Source organism: Ruthenibacterium sp. (assembly GCF_017421385.1).
Taxonomy (GTDB): Bacteria; Bacillota; Clostridia; order Oscillospirales; family Ruminococcaceae; genus Ruthenibacterium; species Ruthenibacterium lactatiformans.
In genome coordinates this window covers 22853-45683 of the sequence record NZ_JAFOIN010000080.1, presented here as the reverse complement: position 1 = coordinate 45683, position 22831 = coordinate 22853, and the positions used below count along the sequence as shown (strand labels likewise).

General features: G+C 59.4%; 20 protein-coding genes and 1 riboswitch. Of the genes, 8 read left to right on the top strand and 12 right to left on the bottom strand.

What is annotated here, in order from left to right:
- Positions 1–22: 22 nt before the first annotated feature.
- Entirely contained in the window at positions 23–460 is a 438-nt protein-coding gene (locus IIY41_RS09015) for a hypothetical protein (RefSeq protein WP_055079533.1), read from the top strand.
- Positions 461–529: 69 nt separating this feature from the next.
- Here IIY41_RS09015 and IIY41_RS09010 read toward each other — a convergent pair whose 3' ends face one another.
- A complete protein-coding gene (locus IIY41_RS09010; RefSeq protein WP_287400433.1) occupies positions 530–2008 on the bottom strand; it encodes an SGNH/GDSL hydrolase family protein in 1479 nt (492 codons plus the stop codon).
- Between the two features lie 19 nt (positions 2009–2027).
- A complete protein-coding gene (locus IIY41_RS09005; RefSeq protein WP_195839746.1) occupies positions 2028–3506 on the bottom strand; it encodes an MBOAT family O-acyltransferase in 1479 nt (492 codons plus the stop codon).
- 263 nt (positions 3507–3769) lie between these two features.
- Positions 3770–3878: riboswitch (TPP riboswitch) on the top strand.
- Positions 3879–3960: 82 nt separating this feature from the next.
- Here IIY41_RS09005 and thiT point away from each other — a divergent pair.
- Together thiT and IIY41_RS08995 are read left to right on the top strand one after the other, a co-directional pair.
- The gene (gene thiT, locus IIY41_RS09000) at positions 3961–4545 is read left to right on the top strand and encodes an energy-coupled thiamine transporter ThiT (RefSeq protein ID WP_009322039.1); all 585 of its coding nucleotides are present in this window, start codon (positions 3961–3963) and stop codon (positions 4543–4545) included.
- Between the two features lie 80 nt (positions 4546–4625).
- Positions 4626–5243, top strand: a complete 618-nt coding sequence (locus IIY41_RS08995; protein ID WP_009322038.1) for a cytidylate kinase-like family protein — start codon at positions 4626–4628, stop codon at positions 5241–5243.
- Between the two features lie 112 nt (positions 5244–5355).
- Here the strand turns inward: IIY41_RS08995 and IIY41_RS08990 are convergent, their stop codons facing one another.
- From IIY41_RS08990 to IIY41_RS08955, 8 genes are all read right to left on the bottom strand, one after another.
- Entirely contained in the window at positions 5356–6822 is a 1467-nt protein-coding gene (locus IIY41_RS08990) for a permease prefix domain 1-containing protein (protein WP_123158295.1), read from the bottom strand.
- Positions 6822–7184: a PadR family transcriptional regulator gene (locus IIY41_RS08985; RefSeq protein ID WP_050005723.1), complete on the bottom strand. Its 363-nt coding sequence runs from the start codon at positions 7182–7184 to the stop codon at positions 6822–6824. The genes IIY41_RS08990 and IIY41_RS08985 overlap by 1 nt, the downstream gene beginning before the upstream one ends.
- Before the next feature lie 178 nt (positions 7185–7362).
- Positions 7363–9147, bottom strand: coding sequence for a phosphoenolpyruvate carboxykinase (GTP) (locus IIY41_RS08980; protein WP_172615916.1), 1785 nt, complete (start codon positions 9145–9147; stop codon positions 7363–7365).
- A gap of 364 nt (positions 9148–9511) precedes the next feature.
- Entirely contained in the window at positions 9512–11680 is a 2169-nt protein-coding gene (gnpA, locus tag IIY41_RS08975; RefSeq protein WP_009322033.1) for a 1,3-beta-galactosyl-N-acetylhexosamine phosphorylase, read from the bottom strand.
- Between the two features lie 36 nt (positions 11681–11716).
- Positions 11717–11905: a DUF6903 family protein gene (locus tag IIY41_RS08970; protein WP_009322032.1), complete on the bottom strand. Its 189-nt coding sequence runs from the start codon at positions 11903–11905 to the stop codon at positions 11717–11719.
- A 32-nt stretch (positions 11906–11937) separates the two neighbouring features.
- Positions 11938–12837, bottom strand: a complete 900-nt coding sequence (locus IIY41_RS08965; protein ID WP_009322031.1) for a carbohydrate ABC transporter permease — start codon at positions 12835–12837, stop codon at positions 11938–11940.
- Positions 12838–12849: 12 nt separating this feature from the next.
- Complete coding sequence (locus IIY41_RS08960; protein ID WP_009322030.1) at positions 12850–13743, bottom strand: carbohydrate ABC transporter permease; 894 nt, start codon at positions 13741–13743, stop codon at positions 12850–12852.
- A 124-nt stretch (positions 13744–13867) separates the two neighbouring features.
- Positions 13868–15229 carry a carbohydrate ABC transporter substrate-binding protein gene (locus IIY41_RS08955; protein ID WP_117460484.1) on the bottom strand — a complete coding sequence of 454 codons (1362 nt, stop codon included), beginning with the start codon at positions 15227–15229 and terminating at the stop codon, positions 13868–13870.
- Between the two features lie 433 nt (positions 15230–15662).
- On the opposite strand from IIY41_RS08955, the gene IIY41_RS08950 reads away from it, so the two are divergent.
- From IIY41_RS08950 to IIY41_RS08930, 5 genes are all read left to right on the top strand, one after another.
- Positions 15663–16523 carry a helix-turn-helix domain-containing protein gene (locus IIY41_RS08950; protein WP_009322028.1) on the top strand — a complete coding sequence of 287 codons (861 nt, stop codon included), beginning with the start codon at positions 15663–15665 and terminating at the stop codon, positions 16521–16523.
- A 98-nt stretch (positions 16524–16621) separates the two neighbouring features.
- A complete protein-coding gene (locus IIY41_RS08945) occupies positions 16622–17527 on the top strand; it encodes an AraC family transcriptional regulator (RefSeq protein ID WP_117472765.1) in 906 nt (301 codons plus the stop codon).
- 195 nt (positions 17528–17722) lie between these two features.
- On the top strand, positions 17723–18742 hold the full coding sequence (gene galE / locus IIY41_RS08940; protein WP_050005727.1) for a UDP-glucose 4-epimerase GalE: 1020 nt from the start codon (positions 17723–17725) through the stop codon (positions 18740–18742).
- Positions 18743–18793: 51 nt separating this feature from the next.
- Positions 18794–19720 carry a nucleotidyltransferase family protein gene (locus IIY41_RS08935; protein ID WP_055079527.1) on the top strand — a complete coding sequence of 309 codons (927 nt, stop codon included), beginning with the start codon at positions 18794–18796 and terminating at the stop codon, positions 19718–19720.
- A 2-nt stretch (positions 19721–19722) separates the two neighbouring features.
- Positions 19723–20835 carry a phosphotransferase enzyme family protein gene (locus tag IIY41_RS08930; protein WP_050005728.1) on the top strand — a complete coding sequence of 371 codons (1113 nt, stop codon included), beginning with the start codon at positions 19723–19725 and terminating at the stop codon, positions 20833–20835.
- Between the two features lie 82 nt (positions 20836–20917).
- On the opposite strand, the gene IIY41_RS08925 is transcribed toward IIY41_RS08930, so the two are convergent.
- A complete protein-coding gene (locus IIY41_RS08925) occupies positions 20918–21457 on the bottom strand; it encodes a cysteine hydrolase family protein (protein WP_050005729.1) in 540 nt (179 codons plus the stop codon).
- A 3-nt stretch (positions 21458–21460) separates the two neighbouring features.
- Positions 21461–22633 (bottom strand): alanine racemase, encoded by a 1173-nt coding sequence (gene alr, locus IIY41_RS08920; protein WP_009322022.1) that lies wholly within the window; start codon positions 22631–22633, stop codon positions 21461–21463.
- Positions 22634–22831: the final 198 nt, after the last annotated feature.

Sequence of the window (22831 nt, the reverse complement as noted above, 5' to 3'; positions counted from 1 at the left end):
CCCATAAAAGAGGAATTCGCCTATGAATTGGATCAGCTGGTTCGGCCTTGGCATCGTGTTGCTGCTGCTCATTCCCAACGCCGTATACGCCGCCGCAAACAAAAACACGCAACCGCCCCGCACAAGCCGCATCCTCGGCTTGGCTGAACAGGCAGGCCGCTATGGATGCATGTTTCTGATGATATTCCACGCCGGCCTTACGGAATTCGGTTTTGCCTCGACGGAAGGCTTCATCGCGTGGCTGGCCGGCACCGGTGCGCTGCTCGTACTGTACTGGGTATTCTGGCTGCTGTATTTCCGCGCCGCGAAGCCCCGGTACGCGCTGCCGCTGGCTGTGCTGCCCTGCCTGATCTTTTTGCTGAACGGCCTTTTTCTGCGCCACTGGCTGCTGGTTTTCTTTTCCGTGTTGTTTGCTGCCGCGCACATCGCCATTACCTGGCAAAACACCCGCGCGCCATAGGCGGGCGTCCCCTCCATAACAAAGCAAAGCGGCCGGGCGTGCACAGTGCACGTCCGGCCGCCTTCTGCATCATGCCGTATATCCGCTGTATGCGTGGAGCGTGGAGAAACTGATGGACTGGATGACGCGGTCCAGCACCTTGTCGTACACCAGCACATTGACGCCCGGACGGTTGCGGCTCTGTTCTTCTCCGTCCACGGTTGTGGAGGAATTGTCCGCCGCGCTGCGCAGCGTCACATCGTGCCCGCCCCAGGAAAGCGTGTATTCCAGCGGGCCGGCGCCGGTCTTCTGGTACACGACTTTTCCGCCGTCCACCACATATAGGCCCTGCATGCCGCTTTGTTCCAGCGGCAACGTGTCCAGCCCCCATTGCCTGAACACTGCGCGCGGAGCGGAGGGATCCGCTTCCGTGGCGTCGCCCTGTGTCGTGATGACCGCTGCCAAGTCCTTATCCTGCATCAGCAGGCGGAAATATTCGGCCATGTCCAGCGTGAAGCGCAACGTTATATTCTGTGCGTCCCGGTGCTCCATCCTTGCCGCCTCGTCCCACGCCGCGTAGGCCGCGTCGCCGCGCTTGTCGGGCATACCGTAATGCTCCGCCAGATAAGCCGCCAGATCCGTGCTGATTTTTTGCGCGCCTGCGGTGTTCACATGGGCATGGTCGGCCAGGTCCGTTGCATAGTCAAAGCCGATATCCCGCCCACCGGGCGTGTTGTAATCCAGCACGGGCACACCGTTTTCCGCGCAGATGCGCGCCGCGCGGCGGAACACGCCGTACTCGGCCCCGCTCGTCTCATAGGGCGTCACCACGAACACCAGCGGCACATCCTTTTTTCTGCAAAGTGCGATAAGCTTGTAAAGATATTCCTCAGCCTGGGGATAGATGGGCGTTTCCTCCGGTTCCCCTTCCAGTATGGGCACGGGGAATTCCTCCACCGTCTGTAAAGGGCCGTAGCCTTTTCCCGTGGTCGCATGATCCTGAAAAAACCAGGTGAAATCTTCCGCCGTCAGGCTCTTCCACCGGGTGTGGTAGCGCAGCATCGGCAGATAGCGGTAAAACGGCGGCGAGCTCTGCTGGCACCGGCTCATGGCGACGGCAAGCGCCGCGCGGTTGAGGGACGGCGGGATGCGCAGCGAATAATCGTCCGAGGTGCCGTCCACGTCCGCAGGCGTCATATAGGTGGTGCCATAGCACAGCCCGAACCCCTCCAGCACCACGACCCTGGGCGTCTGCCGCTTGAACGCCTCCACCGCGTAATGGTAGCTCACCCACATCGGCTGGCTCCAGGAGTACAATACATACCCCGTGAAACCCTGCTCGCGCCACATCTGCGCGGGCGCAAACGCCGCGTTGGCATGGCTGCTGCCCAGAAAGATCACATCGATGGTATCCTCCGGCTCGGCATAAAAGCCGTCGATGCACCCGCCCTTGGGGGCCAGCACCTCCTGCGTACACAAGAGCAGCGCCAGCAGGATGCACCCGAACGCCAGCGCGCGGACAAGCGGCGGCAGGCCGCGCGTCTGCTTTGAGACCGGTCCTTTCCCCAATGTTTACGCCCTCCCCCGCTCAGAACTGGAAATAGATGAACGGCTTTTCCACATAGCCCTCGCCGTACATACCGAATATCGCCACCGTGAGCACCCCCGCCAGCAGCACGGCCCATTGCACAGCCAGCGGCTTTTGCAGCAGCCGCGCCGAAAGGCTGCCCCAACGCCGCCGCAGCACGTCGCACAAAACAACAGCCGCCGCGCACACAGCCGAAAGCAACAGGTCGGGCCCGTCCATTCCCCAGGCGAGCACCGCTTCCCGGCCCGGGAACGCGCCCGGGCGCAGCAGGCTTCGCACCATGCTCAACGCCGCGTCCATGCCGCCGGCGCGGAAGAAAATCATCGAAAACGCCACCAGCGCAAACGTCCACGCCGTGCGCCAAAGCCGCGCGGGCAAACAGCCATAGGGTACCCGCAGCGCCGTATACAGCCGTTTGCGGAGGGGCAGCGTCAGGCGGCCGCACACAAGGTACAGCCCGTGCAAAAGCCCCCATGCCACAAATGTCCATGCCGCGCCGTGCCACAGCCCGCTGCACAGAAAAACAACCATCGTGTTCACACAGGTGCGCGCCAGTCCCCTGCGGCTGCCTCCCAGCGGGATATACAGGTAATCCCGGAAAAAGCTGGACAGGCTGATGTGCCAGTTGCGCCAGAACTCCGCCACGGATTGAGAGAGGAACGGACTGCGGAAATTTTCCATCAGTTCCACGCCCAAAATGCGCGCCGCGCCCCGGGCGATGTCGGTGTAGGAAGAAAAATCGCAGTAAAGCTCAAAGCAGAACAGCACCGTGGCCGTCGCCGTGGCCCAGCCGCCCAAAGCGCCGCCTTGGGCATAGACGGTGTCCGCCAGCAGCGCCAGCCTGTCCGCCACAACCATTTTCTGAATATAACCCCACAGCATCAGCACAAGGCCGCTTTTGGCCCGCTCGTAGGAAAAACGGGCAGGCAGCTGCAGTTGGGGCAGGATATTGCCGCTGCGTTCAATGGGCCCGGCCACCAGCTGCGGAAAGAAGGAGATAAACAGCAGATACCGCCAAAAGCGCTGCTCGGCGGACACGCTGCCCCGGTATACGTCCACAGTGTAACCGATCGCCTGAAACGTGTAGAAGCTGATGCCGACAGGCAGGAGCACGCCCAGCAGCGGTACGGCGGGGAAGCCCCGCGCAGCCAGCAGACCGTTCGCACTCTGCGCAAAAAAATTATAATATTTGAAGAAAAACAGAATTCCCAGATTTGCCGCCAGCGAAACGGCCATGGCCGCCCTGCGCCTGCCCCGGTTCCCGGCGGCCGGCGCACCCAATACCGCCAGCGCACGCCCGCACAAATAGGTGCTGAACGCGGAAAACAGGATGAGCACAATATAGGCCGGATTCCAGCACATATAGAAAAAGCAGCTGCACGCAAGCAGCCATGGCTGCCGCGCGCGGCGCGGCAGCACATAATAAACAAAAACCGCCGCAACGAAAAACGCACAAAAGCGCAGCGAAACGAAGTTCAAAGCCGCAATCCTCCCCTGTTCACCATTCCAAGGCACCACCGGGCCTTTTACGGCGCCGCAGCCGCAGACAGCCCGTCCGGTTTCGCAGGCGGCCGCCGCTGTGCGGGCGGCCTTCCAAGCGAATGATACCATATCGCACGCGGGCTTGCCAAGCAGGATATACGAAAAAAATGCCTTTTTGACGTTCCCGGTACGTCCTGCCGGAAAAATAATACGCTCAACACGGTTGACACCGCCGCCGCCAGCGCCTATAATACATACGGACATAAAAACAGGGGTGCCGAAAGGCTGAGATTTGTACGCGTACGCGTGTGCATGAACCCTTTACCTGATCCGGGTAATGCCGGCGTAGGAAGTTTTGGCGCAGAAATGCGCAATTGGGAAACTTTGGCGCGCCCGCAGTTTGCGGACGCGCCTGTTTTTATGTTACGACATAAAAAAGGGGTTTTTCTCTATGGCAACAAAATCGTATTCCCGCACCCGAACGCTTGTTGAATGCGCGCTGATGATCGCGGTGGGCACCGTACTCGCGCAGATCAAGATCTTCGAAATGCCCTTCGGCGGCAGCGTTACGCTGGTGTCCATGCTGCCGTTTATCCTCGTCTCGTTCCGTCACGGCGTGAAGTGGGGCCTGGCCACGGGCTTCGTCAACAGCCTTTTGCAGATGCTGCTGGGCTTTTACGCGCCTCCCGCCGGCACTGTGGCCGCGTTTGTGGGCGTCGTTCTGCTGGACTACGTGCTGGCTTTCACCCTGCTGGGCCTGGCGGGCGTTATCGCCAAGCCCTTCAAAAACCATCTGCTGGGCGTAGCCGCGGGCACCGCCGCTGTGTGCGTCATCCGCTTTTTGTGCAGCTTTTTGTCCGGCGCGCTTCTGTGGGGCAGCTACCAGGAAAGCTACGAATGGGCGAGGGGGATGTCCGTTTGGCTGTACAGCTTTATCTATAACGGCAGCTACATGCTGCCCGAACTGCTCATCACCACCGTGTGCGCCGTCATTTTGTGCAAAGCCGCGCCGAAATTCTTTCTGCCCGAGAACTAGAACTCCGCGCCAAAATATGGTATACTTGCCCTAGAAGGCGGACCGCTTTCGAATCCGTTTCAAGGGGAGGCTGTACTTTTATGGAGAAGCATTTGGTCATTTGCATCGGCAGGCAGTTCGGCAGCGGCGGGCGCGAGATTGGGCTGGGCCTGGCCAAAAAGCTGGGCATCCGGTTCTACGACAAAGAGATCCTGAAAAAGGCGGCCGAGGAGAGCGGCATCGTAGAAGAGCTGTTTGAAAAGGCGGACGAAAAGCCCACCAACAGCTTTTTGTACTCCCTGTCCATGGGTACGCACGGACAGGCCATGAATTTCACCAATTACAACGATTACCTCACCAACGACAAGCTGTTCCTGTTCCAGAGCAATACCATCCGCGATATGGCTGAAAAGGATTCGTGCGTCATCATCGGCCGTTGTGCGGATTATATCCTGCGCGGGCGCAAGGACATGCTTTCGGTGTTCATCCACGCCCCTATGGAGCTGCGCATCCAGCGCATCTCCCGCGTGCGCAATGTAGAGGAAGACGCCGCGCGGTCCCTCATCAAAAAGACGGACCGTCAGCGTGCCAATTACTACAACTTCTACGCGGACAACGACTGGGGCGCGGCCGACAGCTACGACGTGGCCATCAACTCCGGCAAGCTGGGCGTGGAAAAATCCATTGAGGTTCTCGCCGGTATTTGTGAACACCTGTAAATTGCTGCAAAAACCGCATGGCAAAAGCCATGCGGTTTTTGATTTCTCCGCAATAAAAAAGTTTATCCCGATGGCTGCGGGCCGGGGACGGCCCGCAGAAAAACTTTACCGTTCACCGAAGCCGGATGTGCAGCGTGCCGTCGCTGTACGCAAAGCGGCCCGCGGGAACCAGGCGGGCGGGCGCTTTGGGCGCGCACGTTCCCTGCGGCTCGCGCAGCACGTCGTCCAGCCGGAAGGCCGAGAGCAAAAGCCCTGCAAGCCCCGCCTGCATTACACCCGTCCAGCCGCCGTCTAAAAAGGGCAGCATCCCTCTCGCGGAACTCCAGCCCAGACAGGAGAGCAGGTTGAGCACGCCGTGCATCGTGAGCAGTGCACAGCAGCCCACCGCGCACAGCCGCCCGATGCTGCTGCGGGTGCGCAGGGCCGTGCGCCACAGCCATGCCAGCGCGCCCGCGACAGCTGCGGCCAGCGCTGCGGCGCAGGCAATACCGTACCGCCAGCCCGCGTAAGCCAGCAGGTAATCGGCGCGCAGCTCCCGCACCGCCTTCCCTGCAAATTCTCCCACGGTGCCGAGCGCCGCTTTTTCCCCGAGCGGCAAACTGCCGTCTCCGGGGCCAAGCCACCGCATCCCGTCCCACATGCGCCGCAGGGCGTTCATCCAATAGCCCGCGCCCGCTGCATTTGCATCCGGTGCAAGCAGCACCTCCAGATGCCGCTGAAGGCTCCCGGCCAGACCCGGCATCAACAGCAGCACCAGCAAAAATGTCACCACAAGAGAGCCCGCTGTCACGCCCAGCACAACCGCAAAGCTTTTCTTTCCGCCAAGCCCATACCAATCGCCTGCGCAGCATACCAGACACACGGCAAGCCCCGCAAGCCCCAGCACACACGCCGCGGCCAGATGCGGCACCATGATACACAGCCAGAGCCCCGGCACAATGGCAAAACCGCTGACCAGCAGCCCCGCCCAGCCGCGGCCGCGCTGCCGGTACACCACGGCCGCGTAAATGGGAATAAAAATCATGCTGAAATGAGTGGCGTCGTAAGATACACCCCAAACAGTCCAAAGACGCCGCCCGTTCATCAGGGTATATCCGGCCAGAAAACCATAAGCCGAAACGGCCGCCAGCCCGATATAGAGCGCCTTTGTCCAGCGTGCCAACAGGGACACATCCATACAGAAATATACCGCCGCAAGCACAGCAATTCCCGCCAAGGCGGCGGCCAGGCTTTGGTACGCGCCCTCGCGCCACAGGTACACGCCTTGTGCCGAAACGGGCACGCTCCAGAAAAAACGCAGCAGCGCACCCGCCAGCAACAGCGCCGCCACCATAAAAAACGGTCCCCAGGCCGGGCGGGGCCTGTGCACGCGGTCCAGCGCGCCGCCTGCCAGCACCGGGTCTCCCATGCTCTCCACCGTCCTGTGCTCGGCTTCTTCCGGCGCGCAGCCTTGAGCCACAAAGGCGTTATACTGTTCGCTGAGATGATTCTCCAGCTCCCGCTCCACACCCGGCACCGCACGGCGGCAGCGCAGCTGGGCTGTGACGGTCTGCAGCCATTCCTTTCGCGTCTGTCCCATTACAGCACCACCCCTGCGCGAGCATCCATTGTTTCCAACACAGCGTTGATCGCCCGGGACACCCGGCGCCACTCCGTTTGCTGCGCCTCCAGCGCACCACGCCCGGCCCTGGTGATACGGTAGTAGCGCCGCGGCTTGCCTGCTGTGGCCGCGCCGCCCGGCTGTTCATAGCTTTCAATGCTGCCGTCCGCCTCCAGCGCATGCAGAATGGGATACAGCGTCCCCGCCTTCAGCGCGAATGTATCGTTGGAGCGCTGTGCCAGCTCCTCGATCATCTGATACCCATACATGTCCCGCTCCGCCAGCAGGCGCAGCAGCAGCATCTGGGCCGAGCCCGGCACAAGGTTTTTTCCCGCCGCCATGTAAATTCCTCCCTTTTGCCCCGTGCTGTGCACGGCGGTCATTTATATAGATTATCTATATATTCTATTGTTTAGTATATATCGATGTCCTATATATGTCAATGGTTTTCAAAAATTTTTCCAAGCACAAAAACGCCCCCGCTGCTTTTGCAGCGGGGGCGTTTGAAAACAGAGGGAATTATTTGGAAAGGCGCTCGCGCAGGGCGGCAGCCTCGGCGTGCAGCTCGGCGGGAACATGGTCGCCGATTTGGGCGTACAGTTCCTCAACACCCTTCACGTCTTCCAGCCACAGCTCCTTATCCACATCCAGCAGGCCCTTGATGGTGTCAACGGTGACGCCGTCCAGACCGGTGATGTCGATATCCTCGGGCTTGGGCTCGTAGCCGATGGCCGTCTCAACAGCCTCAGCCTCGCCCTTGCAGCGCTTCAGAATCCACATCAGCACGCGCATGTTGTCGCCGAAGCCCGGCCAAATAAAGTGGCCTTCGTCGTCGGTGCGGAACCAGTTGACGTTGAAGATCTTCGGCGCCTTGTCGCCCAGCTTCTTGCCCATCTCCAGCCAGTGCGCGAAGTAATCGCCCACATTGTAGCCGAAGAACGGACGCATGGCCATCGGATCGCGGCGGACAACGCCCACAGCGCCGGCAGCGGCGGCAGTTGTCTCAGAAGCCATGGCAGAGCCGACATACACGCCGTGCGCCCAGCTGAAGGACTGGTAGACCAGCGGAGCCGTCTTGGCGCGGCGGCCGCCGAACACCATCGCGGTGACAGGTACGCCGTTGGGGTTGTTGAACTCCTTGGACAGGCAGGGGCAGTTCGCGGCCGGAGCGGTGAAGCGGCTGTTGGGGTGGGCCAGCTTGCCGCCGTTTGCAATGTACTCCTTGCCGTCCACGGCCAGGCCCGTCCACTCCTGAACATCCTCAGGCGGGTTCTTGTCCAGACCTTCCCACCACACGGTGTTGTTCTCCAGGTTATGCGCAACGTTGGTGAAAATGGTGCCCTTCATCGTGGTGTGCAGGGCGTTGGGGTTGGATTTCTCGTTGGTGCCGGGAGCCACGCCGAAGAAGCCGTTCTCCGGGTTGATGGCATACAGGCGGCCGTCGTCGCCAATGTGCATCCAGGCGATATCGTCGCCCACCGTCCACACCTTGTAGCCCTGCTTGGCATACACTTCGGGCGGGATGAGCATGGCCAGGTTGGTTTTGCCGCAGGCAGAGGGGAACGCGGCGGTGATGTAGTCCACGTTGCCCTGCGGGTCCTCGATGCCGAGGATCAGCATGTGCTCGGCCATCCAGCCTTCCTTGTAGCCCTGGTAGCTGGCGATGCGCAGTGCGAAGCATTTTTTGCCCAGCAGCACGTTTCCGCCGTAGCCGGAGTTGATGGACCAGATGGCGTTGTCCTCGGGGAACTGGACGATGTAGCGGTTCTCCGGGTCGATGTCCGCACGGGCATGCTGGCCGCGCACGAAATCGTTGGAATCGCCCAGCTGACGCAGGGCCTTCACACCCACGCGGGTCATGATATCCATGTTCAGCACAACGTAGATGGAGTCGGTCACTTCAACGCCGACCTTGGAGAACGGGCTGCCGATGGGGCCCATGCAGTAAGGAATAACGTACATGGTGCGGCCCGCCATCACATTTTTGTACAGGGGCAGCAGCTTGGCCTTCATTTCGTTGGGGTCCATCCAGTTGACCATCATGCAGTCGTCCGCCTTGTTGGAGGTGCAGATGAACGTGCGGTCCTCCACGCGGGCCACGTCGTTTTTCGCGGTATGGTGCAGCACGCAGCCGGGCAGCTCCTCCTGGTTCAGCTCCGTCAGCTCGCCCGTGGCGAACGCCTGCTCACGCAGGGCGCGCAGCTGGCCTTCCGAACCGTCGATCCAGATGGTTTTGTCCGGGGTCATGAGCTCTTCCATCTCTTTGACCCAGTCCAGAACATGCTGGTTGCTTGTCAATGCCATAATCAAATCACCTTTCTTTAATGTAATTCCCTCTGTTTTGAAACGCGCGCCCATGGCCCGCGCTTCCTTTCGCATCGCGGGGCCTGCCCCCGCTTTCCAATAAAATGCGATTTGGATTTATTATACCTCTTTGTTAAAAAAAGCTCAAGCTGTTTTACGGAAAATGAGCCGAAAAGACAAAAGATTTACATCGTATTCACACATTTTCCATAGGGATTGTACGATCGTGCAATCCGGGCCGCGGGCGCGTTCCGCACAGCGGCACGCGCGGGGAAGCGCCGCGTTCATTCAAAAACGGGGCGCCCGCGCCGCGGCCTTTCGCCGCGGCGGAGCGCCCTGCCCTCATGCCGTCACAGCGGCGGCATCATATCTCGTACCATTTGATCTCGTTGGCCGCCATATCCAGCGCAAAGCTTGTGCCGTCGCCCTTGTAAACAACGGTGCTCTGCGGCTCGTAGGTGTTGTTCACAACGCAGTACTTGCCGTTCTTCACATAGGCGTGTACCTCCACGTTGAAGTTGCTGCTGAACCACTTGTGCAGGCTTTCTTCATCGTGGGCGCTCCACAGGATGCTGCGGTACAAAACGCGGCTGTTTTCAAAGCTGTACGGCAGGCCGCTGATGTACACCGCCCGGCCCTTGCCAAACGCATGCACGGCCATCTGCACCTCTTTTTCCCGCTGCACCAGGATCTCCGTGTCCGGCAGCGCGTAGATGCCCTTTTTTCCCTCGCCGAAATCCACCGGCTTCGTGCAGTCCTCCAGAATGAAGTGGCCGGGATGCTCGTCCCAGTTGTATTTGTCGTAGCCCAGCGTGAAGCCCGTTTCCTTCTCCACGCCCAGTACGCCGGCCAGCTGCAGATAATGTCCCTCGTACTGGTGGCCCGATGGTTCGCCCACGCCGACGATGCCGCCGCCATTGTACACGAAGCCGCGCACAGCGGCCGCCACGGCCGGGTTCTCCCATTCGCCGCCGCCGGTGTGGGCCGTGTCGCCGTCGCCCACATTGATGAGCACGTCCACGCCGTCCAGCACATGGGCGTCCGCGCGCAGGTCGTCAAAGCTGATGAACCGCACGTCGAACGGCGCGCCCGAAAGCGCCTCAATTACGCCCGCATAGCTGTAATTCTGCTTCTGGTACAGCGCGTGGTGCACCATATGGCAGCCCCAGGCGCGCATTTTGCCCCAGCAGTTCAGCACCGCCACGGTTTTTACACAGTATGGCGTCGTGCCCTTGATGTTGTCGTACAGCTCGCGGAACTCATTGCACACGCTCTCCACATAATCGATGAATTCCGGGAACGCACAGGCCAGCTTCAGGTATCCGCCGTAACCGATGCGGTCGATGGGCTTGCGCAGGATGGCGCGCCGCGCCGTCACCCAGTTTTCCTTGGCCTCCCGCACAGGGTCGCCGCCCTCGTGGAAGGTGTCCGGGAAGAAGTAAGGCAAAAAGCGGCCCTCGGTATATTTCACGCCCGGAATATCGCTGATAAGGCGTAGCGTGCTGCCATTGCCCACGCTGCCCACCACGGCGTCCAGGCCAATGCTTTTGAACTCCTCCATGAACGGCTCGGTGCCGATCCAGTGGTCGCCCAGAAACATCATGGCTTCCTTGCCCAGCTCGTGGGTGATGTCCACCATTTCCCTGGCCAGTTTTGCCACCTCGCGCCGCTGGAACGCCTGGAAGTCCTTGAATTCATTCGAGGGCACGCGGTACTGGTTGTTGTAATAACCCTGGTCGATGATGAATTCGGGCCGGAATTTGTAGCCAGCCTCCCGCTCGAACTGCTCCAGAATATACGGAGACACGCTGGCAGAATAACCGTACCAGTCCACGTATTTTTCTCGCTGCAGCTCATCGAACACCAGCGTGAACTGGTGGAAGAACGTGGTGTAGCGGATGACGTTCACATACGGGTGCTCCGCGATAAATTTGCGCAGGCGCTCCATCGTGTACCTGCGGGTCTTGGGCTGGCGCACGTCAAAGGTGATCTGGTGCTCGAAGTTTTTCCAGCCGTTGGTGACGGCGTTGTACATGTGCACCGGGTCCCAGATCAGATACGCAAGAAAACTCACCGTATATTCGTGAAATCTTTCTACAGCATGTACTGTTACGTTCCCGCTCTTTTCGTCATAACTCCAGTCCTGCGGGGGCACCACGCGGCCGGCGGTGCGGTCCACGACCTCCCACCAGCGCTTGATGTCGTCTCGGGTGTTCACGGCCATCAGCTCCGGGCTGATGCCCTGCATCAGCGGGATGGAAAGCGAATCGGCCACGGCTGTATGAAAGCCCGTCATGATGTAGCACTGCTGCACCTCGTCCGGGTTTGCCTTGGCCCAGGCATTGTCCTTTCGGGTCGTGTAATAGGTGGAATACACCTTCGCGTCCACGCTTTTCAGCGCCTCGGGGTAATCCGTTCCGTCACAGTCCCGGATGGCGTCTGCGCCCCAGCGCTCCAGGATCTCCAGCGTCTCGGGCACCACATCCACGTCTGTTGGGATCGTCACGCGCCCTTTGCGTTTTGTTTCACTCATTGCTTTTCTCCTCGTCAATCGATGTAAGGCTGCATGCTAACCCGCGAAGGGTTTGTTGTACAGAAACAGCAGCCCCAGAAGACCGGCCAGACCGGCCAGCATGCGCAAAAGCCCGCCGGGCGTACCCGTGAGCTGCTGCCCGCTGACAACGAGCCACAGGCACAGCGCAAACACCGCCAGCGCCAAAATAAAGCGCAGCGCTTTGTTTTCCCTGAGAAAATCCATATTCGTTTCTCCTCTCTGGCTGTGGCCGCCGCTCAGCCCTTCAGGCCGCCGAGCGTCATGCCCTGGGTAAGTTTCTTCTGTACGCAGATATATAGGATCAATGTAGGCAGCATCACAAGCACAAGGCCCGCATACATCTGCCCGTACTGCGCCGCCGCATTCTGTGCGCGCATCAGGTTCATCAGGCCCACGGGCAGCGTTTTGCCGCCGTTGGGGTCCGTGAGCATCGTCATGGCAATGATGTACTCGTTCCAGAACGAGAGAAAGTTGAACAGAATGACGGTAATGATGCTGGGCTGAGCCATGGGCATGATAATGCGCAGCATGGTCCTGCCGTAACCCGCGCCGTCCACATAAGCGGCTTCTTCATACGCCTTGGGCAGCGTAGCAAAATAGCCGGACAACAGATAGATGGTGAACGGCAGCGCCGTAGCCGCATATACCAGCGCCAGCACGAAAATATTGTTCAGGAAAAAGCCTGTGCCGAACACCTTGCGCAGCATTTTATCGCCGTCCACAAACATCAGGAAGATCGGCACGACGATATAGTTGACATTGATGAACAGGCCGCCCATGAACGCCGTGTTGAAAAAGCCCCTGCCGCGAAAATTAAAGCGGGAGAGCACATATGCGGCGGGCAGCGCAACGATAAGCAGGATACCCAGCGCAAGCGCCGTGACAACGACGGAATTGAGCATGTATTCGCCCATGCGTGCCTTTGTCCAGGCATCCACAAAGTTCTGCCAGTAGAACCCGGCAGGCAGCGTCCAGGGGTTGCCGTAAAACTCGCTGTTCTGCTTGACGGATGCCATGAACACCCACGCCACGGGAACGATGATTGTGACGGCCAGTGTAATGAGAGCCACGTAAATGAACACACGATACAGCGTATCTCCGGAGGAGCTTTTTTTCAATTTGATGTCTTTGTTCATACCGTCCCCTCCTTAAAATTCCAGCGGCTCGCGCTTCGTCACCTTGTTGACGATGGCGGAAAGCGCGAACGAAAAGATGAACACCACAGCGCCGATGGCCATACCGTAGCCGTAGCTCGAGTTGGTGTACGCCTGCTTATACATATAGCTCAGGATGACCTCGCTGGCGCCGTCCGGCCCGCCGCTGGTCATCGCCTTGACGAACAGGAACGACAGGTTGATGGTACTGATGATGAAAAACGTGAGCGTCGTTCGGATGTTTGTCCACACCAGCGGGATCGTGATGGAAAAAAATGTTTTGACACGGCCCGCGCCGTCCAGGTTGACGCTTTCGTAAATGCTCTCGGGAATACTGGCCATGCTGGCCATATACATCACCATGTAGTAGCCAATGGCCTGCCAGACCAGCGCGATGGCAATGCTGTAAATCACGAGCTGCTGGTTGCCCAGCCACAGCGTAGGCACCTCGCCGGGTTCACGGAACAGGGCGATCAGGCTGTTGAGCATACCGTTGTTCGGGTCATAAATGGCGCTGAAAATGGCGCTGATAACGACCACAGACAGGATATTCGGGATGTAGAAGATCACGCGGAAGAAATTCTGCCCCTTGATCTTTTCCCGCGAGAGGATCGCCGCAAATACCAGGGCGAACGCAAATGTAATGATGGTGACAATGACGATCAGCAGGATCGTATTCTGGAAGGACTGGTAAAATTTAGGGTCCGCAAACAGCTTCTTGAAATTGTCCAGGCCGACAAATTCCTGGTTGGCGGAATATCCGCCCCATTTATAAAGCGACATGCGGAACACGTTGATGGTGGGGATCACCATGAACACCGTGAACAGGATCACGGCCGGGGCCAGGCAGAGGAATACAAACCGTCCGCGCCCTTTCTGCTTATCCATGCGCGCATCTTCCTTTCTCCATGATGCCGGACGCTCCCGCGTCCGCTTCAAAAAGTAACGGTGAGCAGGTTTCTCTACTCACCGTTACTTTCACGTACTTACAAATCGTTCTGTTTCCGAGCGCTTATTTCAGCGCCGCGCGCAGCTGATCGCTGGCGGCTTTCACGCCGTCGATCCAATCCTGCTCGGTCTTGTCGCCCGTCACAAGGCTGTTGACGGGGTCGAACCAGACGCTGCGGGTATCGAGGCCCTCGATGGCCTCAGTGGCGGCAAAGCTGCCCAGTGCGGCCTTCGCGCCGTTGTCATAAATGGAATAGAACATCTTGTTGTCGCCCTCCAGCGTTTCCGCCAGGCCCACGATGGGCTGGATGGCGCCCGCCTTGGCAAAGATGGCCGCGGCTTCGTCGCTGTACAGGTAGGCGATGAACTGCTTGGCAAGGTCCTGATGCTCGGCTGCCGCCGGGATCCAGGCCTGCTCGAACCAGGTGTAGCTGTAACGGTCGCCGCCCTCTTTCACAGCGGGCAGGGCCGTGAAGCCCCATTTAAAGCCATCGGCGCGGGGCGCTTCCGCCATCTCGCCCACGATCCAGGTGCCGTTGGGCATAAAGATGGCCTTATTGTCCAGCACAAGCTGCTGGTTCTTTGTAAAGTTGTCGTCGTTGGCATTGGCCGGGGTGGTAGGCTCGGTGTACTCGGCCAGCTTGGCAACAATGTCGAAGCAGGTCTTGGCCTCCTCGGTGTCCCAGATGCCTTCTTCATAACGCGTGGCCTTGTCGAAGAACTCGGGGCCGCCCGCCGTGTACATCAGAGCGTAGAAGAAAGCGTCGAAGTAACCGGTGGTGGGGTAGGTAAACAGGCTGATGCCTTCGGCCTTCGCCTTGTCGCCCAGCTCCCACATCTCATCCCAGGTGGCGGGCACTTCCCAGCCCTTTTCTTCCAGCAGGCCGGCGTTATAGAACAGGCCGCAGGGGCTGTAGAACATGGGCGCCAGATACGTTTTGCCGTCGCCATACGGATTGGTCAGGGAGGAATCCGTGAAGCCACCCGCAATTTTATCCTTCACCTTGACGTCCTCACCGGGCACCGTCATGTCCAGCACATCGGTAATGTCCAGAATGCCGTTGTCTTTAATGAACGTTTCGGTCAAAGCCGCCTCGCGGCCCGTGGCCAGATGGATGACGTCGGGATAATCGCCGGCCTTCATACTCGGACCGATAACATCCTCCAGCTTCTTGTCGGTCGTCAGTTCAACCGTAACGCCGGGGTTGGCAGCCTCAAACGCCGCGCACACTTCTTTCCACATGTCGCTGCCATAGGCCGTCTCGATGGCGGCCACCTTCAGCGTCTGCTCAGCGGGCGCCGAAGAGCTGCCAGCCGTGGAGCCGGAGCTTGCCGCCGGCGCCGAAGACGAGCCGGAGCCGCCGCAGCCGGCGAGCAGGGTGAGCGCCATGGTGAGCACCAGCATAATGCTAAGTAGCTTTTTCATAGTTTACCTCCTGAAAATCTTGTTCGCGTTTGTTTGCGCCGGGCCTTGCGCCCGGTGCATCCGTCCCCTTTAGTATATCTTTTCCCTTTTCGCATTCAACAATATTCTTGCTCCATTTTTTATTTATCTTGTCTTTTTATCATCTGCGATATTAATTTTGACTTACTTTTGTAATTTTTATGCACAGTATCCACAAAACAAGCTTTTTGTGTTTGTTCATCTTTCCGAATGTGTTCAATTGCAGATTATTTTTTCACAAACAGCGCTTTATGGCTTTCGCGCAAAATATTTGCGCCCGGTTCCCAAAAGTATTATAATGGTTAACGGCAGCAACTTTGCTTAAGCAAAAGCAATATTTATAAAATAATCTTGCGAAAATTTATACTTGGCCGTTTCTGCATGCGGCGCACGAAAGAAAGTTGGGAAAACCGTCATGAGCAACAAACGATACGAGGTAAACACCCCCGGCGTCAGCCCTGTGGACCGGGACGTCACCAAACTGCTGTACGTGAGCACCGCCAAATACGGGGGCGACTGGCACAGCCTGATGCATACCCACGCCTGCACCGAGCTTTTCTATGTGGTTGGCGGCATGGGGCAGTTCAAAGTGGCGGAAAAGCTGATTCCCGTCTCTCCGGACGACCTTGTCATCGTCAACCCCAATGTGGAGCACACGGAGGTAAGCCTGAACGCCAGCCCGCTGGAATATATCGTGCTGGGCGTTGAGGGCATGGAATTCGCCGCGGACGAAAACGGTGACAGGCGGTACAGCGCATTCAACTTCCACAGCGGACGCGAGGATATTCTGCCCTATCTGCGGGGCATGCTGCGGGAGATCGAGCAGAAATCCGCAGGTTACGAAGTCGTCTGCCAGGATCTTCTGGAGGTTCTGGTCGTTAAGCTGATGCGCCACACGGATTTTTCCCTCACGGTCACGCCCGCCCAACAGTCCAGCAAGGAATGCGCCGAGGCCCGGCGGTACATCGACAGCAATTTTAAAGAAAATATTTCTCTGGACCAGCTGGCGGAACTGACGCATGTGAACAAATACTATCTTGTCCACTCCTTCAGCAAAGAATACGGCGTGTCGCCCATCAATTATCTGATCGGACGGCGCATCGAGGAAAGCCGCTACCTGCTGGCGGACACCAATCACTCCCTGTCCCAGATCTCCCACATGCTGGGTTTTTCCTCCCCCAGTTACTTCTCCCAGAGTTTCCGTAAGCTGGAAGGCATCAGCCCTATGGAATACCGGAAGCGGCAGCGGGCCGCGCGGGAGGGACATCCGGAATAACAACAGTTGTACTTTTGTTCATTTATCTTTACACAATCGTCCGTATATGCTTTAATAGATTATAATGTAACAGTCTGACAGAAAGGCGGAATACTGGCATGGGCTACGAGGCCATACGGCTGCAGCGGCCGCTGGCGGTGGACGATATCGTCTCCGTGCATTATTTTGAATATTCCAGCAATTACTATTTTGAAGGGGAGTGCCACGATTTCTGGGAATTTTTGTATGTGGACAAGGGTGAGCTGGATGTGCGCGCCGGGGACGTGGTGCAGCATTTGAAGAAAGGGCAGATCATTTTCCATAAACCGGGCGAGTTCCACGCGCTCTCGGCCAACGGTGTGGTGGCGCCCAATCTTGTTGTGGTGGGTTTTGTCTGCCACGGCGAGGCCATGCGTTTTTTTGAAAACAGAGTATTGAGCGTGGGCGATTCCGGCCGCGCCCTGCTGGCGCGCATCGTGGAGGAGGGCGAGGCCGCATTCTCCACGCCGCTCAACGACCCGCAGACCATGCAGCTGGCCCGGCGGGAGGATGCGCCCTTCGGCGCCGAGCAGCTCATCGGAAGCAGCATCGAGCAGCTGCTCATCGGCTTCATCCGCCGCGGCGCGGACGAGGCCGCGGCCGCCGCAAAGCCCACCAGCCTCATCCGGGAACGCACACAGCAGGAATTCATCGACCGTGTGAGCCAATATCTGGAGGACAACATCGCAAAACGCCTGACGCTCTCGGATATCTGCCGGGACAATCTGGTGGGCCGCAGCTATCTGCAAAAAATCTTCCGGGAAAAGACGGGCGGCGGCGCAATGGAATACTTCGGCACGCTGAAGATCGACGCGGCCAAGCGCATGATCCGGGAGGGCACGCACAATTTCACCGAGATCGCCGCGCTGCTGGGCTATAACTCCATCCACTATTTCTCCCGCCATTTCAAAAAGGTTACGGGCATGACGCCCAGCGAATACGCCTCCAGCGTCAAAATTCTGGCCACCAAAAACCGTACGGAATGAGTTTTTCGCCATCGTGGACGTTTGTGCAAATATTCGGGATTCCTGCGGCCTTGCATAGTTCAATTGTGCAAATATTGTATTAAAAAATCTATTTAACACGCTGCCCGGAGCGGCTACAATGAAAAGCAATGAAGAGTGTTCCGGGCAGCACAAAAGCAACGCGTGAAAAACAAAACAGAAAAGGAGCTGGCAACTATGGCGATTTTGGTAAACGGGGGCGCCGGATACATCGGCAGCCACACCTGCATCGAGCTGATGAAAGCGGGTTATGAGATCATCGTGGCCGACAATCTGTACAATTCCTGCGAGGAGGCCCTGCGCCGCGTGGAACAGATCAGCGGCAAAAAGGTCCCCTTCGTCAATGTGGACCTGTGCGACGGCGAGGCCGTGGACGCGCTGTTCGCCTCCCATCCGGAGATCGACGCCGTCATCCATTTCGCGGCATACAAGGCCGTGGGTGAAAGCGTTCAAAAGCCGCTGGAATATTACACCAACAACCTGGGCTGCACGCTGACGGTGCTGAACGCCATGCGCAAATACAATGTAAAAAACTTTGTGTTCTCGTCCTCCGCCACGGTTTACGGAGACCCGGCCAGCGTGCCCATCACCGAGGACTTCCCCACCGGCGCCACCACCAACCCCTACGGCACCACCAAGGTGATGATGGAGCAGATTTTAAAGGATTACTGCAAGGCGGACCCCACGATGAATGTGGCCCTGCTGCGCTATTTCAACCCCATCGGCGCTCATGAAAGCGGCCTCATCGGCGAGGACCCCAACGGCATCCCCAACAATCTGGTGCCCTACATCGCCAAGGTGGCCGTGGGCACGCTGGAAAAGGTGCATGTGTTTGGCAACGATTACCCCACGCCCGACGGCACCGGCGTGCGCGATTATATCCATGTGGTGGACCTGGCCCGCGGCCATGTGGCGGCGCTGAAAAAGCTGGCTTCGAACTGCGGCCTGTTCATCTGCAACCTGGGCACGGGCAAGGGCTACAGCGTGCTGGACGTCATCAAAGCATACAGCAAGGCCTGCGGCAAGGACCTGCCCTATGTCATCGACCCGCGCCGCCCCGGCGACATTGCCGAATGCTACGCGGACCCCGCCAAGGCCCGGGACGAGCTGGGCTGGACGGCCGAGTACGGCATTGAAGAGATGTGTGCCTCCAGCTGGAAATGGCAGAGCATGAACCCCAACGGCTACAAGGGCTGAGCCGCGCTCGCCCTTGGATACAAGAATCGGAGCAAAAAGGAGAATAACGCAATGAACAAACCTGTACTCGTTGTTATGGCCGCCGGCATGGGCAGCCGCTACGGCGGCCTCAAGCAGATCGACCCGGTGGGCGGCCACGGCCAGCTCATCATCGACTATTCCATCTTCGACGCCCGCCGCGCGGGCTTCGAGACCGTGGTGTTCATCATCAAGCACGAGATCGAGGCCGACTTCAAGGCCGCCATCGGCGACCGCCTGTCCAAAGTGATGGACGTGCGCTATGCGTTCCAGCAGCTGGACGACCTGCCCGCCGGCTACGCCGTGCCCGAAGGCCGCGTCAAGCCCTGGGGCACCAGCCACGCCATCCTGTCGGCCCGGGACGTCATCGACGGCCCGTTCGCCGTGATCAACGCCGACGACTATTACGGCCCCGAGGCGTTCCAGAAGATCTACGATTACCTGCTCGCCAACCCGGACCGGGACGGCAAATATGAATACGCCATGGTCGGCTATCTGCTGGAGAACACGGTAACCGAAAACGGCCACGTAGCCCGCGGCATCTGCGTGACGAATGCGGAGGGCTATCTGGACAGCGTCACCGAGCGCACCCACATCGAAAAAACCGCAGCAGGCGCGCGCTTCACGGAGGATGACGGCGCCACTTGGACGGACCTGCCCGGCGACACCATCGTATCCATGAACATGTGGGGCTTTACCCGGAGCTTTCTGGCCGAGACCGGGGCCCGCTTTGCGGCGTTTCTGGACAACGCGCTGAAAACGAACCCCCTTAAGGGTGAGTACTTCCTCCCCAGCGTGGTGAGCCAGCTCATCGCCGAGGAGAAGGCGCAGGTGAAGGTACTGCACAGCCGCGACAAGTGGTACGGCGTGACCTACAAAGAAGATAAGCCCGTGGTGGTGGCGGCCATTGCCGAAAAAACGGCGCAGGGCCTGTACCCCGACAATCTGTGGGAGGTGTAAGCATGGCAAATCCCGCTGAAAACACGCTCTCCGAAGTGCTTGCCGCCTATGCGTTCGCGGGCGAGGTCGTAGGCGCGGCGCGCTTCGGCCAGGGCCATATCAACGACACGTTCTGCGTATACACCCAGACGGCAGAAGGCGACTGCGTGCGCTACATCCTCCAGCGCATGAGCGCCGCCGCATTCAAGCACCCGGACCAGCTCATGCAAAACATCGTGGGCGTGACGGACTATCTGCGCGATCTCATTGAGAAAGACGGCGGCGACGCGGCGCGGGAAACCATGACGGTGCTGCGCACCAAAAACGGCGCGGCATATTTCACCGACAGCGAGGGCGGCGCATGGCGCGTGTATCCCTTTGTGGAAAATACGCTGTGCCTGCAGAAAGCAGAAACGCCGGAGCTGTTCTATGCTTCCGCCAAGGCGTTCGGCAATTTCCAACGCATGCTGAAGGATTATCCCGCCGATACCCTGTTCGAGACCATTGAAAAATTCCACGACACTGAAAACCGCCTCGCCAATTTTGAAAAGGCGCTGGCTGCGGACAAGCTGGGCCGCGCGAAGGACTGCGCGCCGGAGATCGCGTTCGTAAAGGCCCATGCGGCGGATTGCAGCGTGGCGCTGGAGGCGCTGCGCGCCGGCAGGCTGCCCCTGCGCGTGACGCACAACGACACCAAACTCAATAACATCCTCATCGACAAGGATACCGGCGAGGGCATCTGCGTCATTGACCTGGACACCGTGATGCCGGGCCTGTCCATCAATGATTTCGGCGATTCCATCCGCTTCGGCGCGAACCATTCCGCCGAGGACGAGCGCGATCTTTCCAAGGTGAATTTCGACCTTCCGCTGTTTGATATTTACACCAAGGGCTTTCTCGAGGGCGCGGCCGGCACGCTGACGGACGCAGAGAAGGAGTACCTGCCCTGGGGCGCGAAGCTGATGACGCTGGAGTGCGGCATCCGCTTCCTGACGGACTATCTGGAGGGCGACACCTACTTCAAGATCCACCGGGACGGACAGAACCTGGACCGCTGCCGCACCCAGTTCAAGCTGGTGCGCGACATGGAGGCCCGCTGGGACGAGATGGCCGCCGTTGTGAAAAAATATTCCTGAGCCGTTTTACACAAAACAAAAGCGCGGACGCATCGAAGCGTCCGCGCTTTCCTGTTTTCTTCATTGCGCCCCGGGCGCTTTGTCACACAATCTCATACCCCATACCCGCCAGCAGGGCCAGCGCACGGGCGTGCCCCTCGGGCGTGGCGGCGGCGCACAGGTCCTTCAATACCGCCACGCGGGCATTCAGAAAGGCCGAATGCAGCAAAACGGCGTTGCTCACCACACAAATGTCCGTCACCACGCCGCAGATCTCAATGCTGTCCGGCGCGCCGCCGCACAGCGCCTCTGCCTCGGCTGGCAGCGCCGCGCAGCCGAATGTGGGCTTGTCCACAATGGACACGCCGTCCCGTACGCCCGTCTCATACTGCGACAATGAGCCGTACAGGCCCCAGCCCTGGCTGCCCTTAATGCAGTGCGCCACGGGAAGAAAGCGGCCCTCCCGCGTGTTCAGGTAATCCGTGCCGTGGGTATCCCGGGTAAACAGCACGCGGCCGCCCCTTTCCAACTGCGCGGCCACCCGCGCGGCAATGCCCGGCTCCAGCGCGGCGGCGGCCGGGTTGCCCAGCGCGCCCGTTACAAAATCGTTCTGGTAGTCAATCACAACAAGCAGCTCCCGCATCGTCTATTCCCCTTTCAGATAGTCCACCAATTCCACTTCTGCGCCGTTTTCCACATATACGCGCTGCACGCGGCGCCCCACGTCGCACAGCACTTCATAATTGATGGTGCCCGTCATGCGGGCCACGTCGTCTACGCTGTCCGCCGCGCCGCCGCCGAACACAATAGCCGCATCCCCGGCCTTCACGTCCGGGATGTCTGTCACGTCCACAACGATCTGGTCCATACACACCCGGCCCAACACCCGCGCCGGCCTGCCGTGCAGCGAGACCGTGCCCCGGCCCGACAGCGCCCGCGGATAACCGTCCGCGTAGCCCACGGCCAGCGTGGCCGCGCGCATGGGCTTTGGCGCGCGGAAGGTGCAGCCGTAGCTGACGGCGTCGCCCGCCGCCAGTTCCTTCACCATGGATACCGCCGCGCGCAGGCGCAGCGCGGGCACAAGCCCGGGCAGCACCGTATCAGCCGAGGGCTGTTCGCCGTACAGGATGATGCCCGGCCGCACCATGTCCAGATGGAACTCCGGCCAGGCGAAGGTACCCGCCGAATTGCAGCAATGCTTCACCGCAAAGGTACAGCCCCGGGCGGCCATCTCCTCCACTGCCGCGCACAAAATATCGTACTGGCGGCGCGTATAGGCGATATCCTCCGGCGCGGTGCTGTCCGCCGCGGCGAAATGCGTAAAGACACCCACGGGCACAAGCCCCGGCAGCGCACAGGCCTCGGCCATCTCCGCCACGGCACGCTCCATATCGTCGTCCGCCGTAAAGCCGATGCGGCCCATGCCCGTGTCTACTTTCAAATGCACGCGCACCGCCACGCCCGCACGCAGCGCGGCCTCCGAAAGCGCCCGCGCATATTCCAGCGAGAACACCGTCTGGCTGATGCCGCCCACGGCCAGCGCGGCCGCGTTCTGCACGCCGGTATAACCCAGGATCAGGATGGGCTTCGTAACGCCCGCCCGGCGCAGGCACACCGCCTCGCCAAAGCCGGACACCGCAAACTGGTCCGCGCCCTCCTGCTCCAGAAGCGGGGCCACCACCGCGTCGCCGTGGCCGTATGCATCGGCCTTTACCACGGCCATCACCGCCGCATCCCCGGCCCTTTCCCGCACCAGCTTAAAGTTGTGCCGCAGCGCGCCGAGGTCCACCTCGGCCCAGCAGCGCCGTTCAAATTCCATCGTATCCACCGGCCTTCCTTTATCTTTATGGCATGCCGCCTTATCCGCTTCTTCCAGTATAACATTTTCGTGGGCAGAGTAAACAAAAAGCGGGCAAATTTTTATAAAAACAGCACGTGAGCATTCAAGAGCATTCAAGAGCAAAACAGAGCATTTTAAAGCGCTCGCTTTCTAAATCAAAAAAATGCAAAAAAGGGG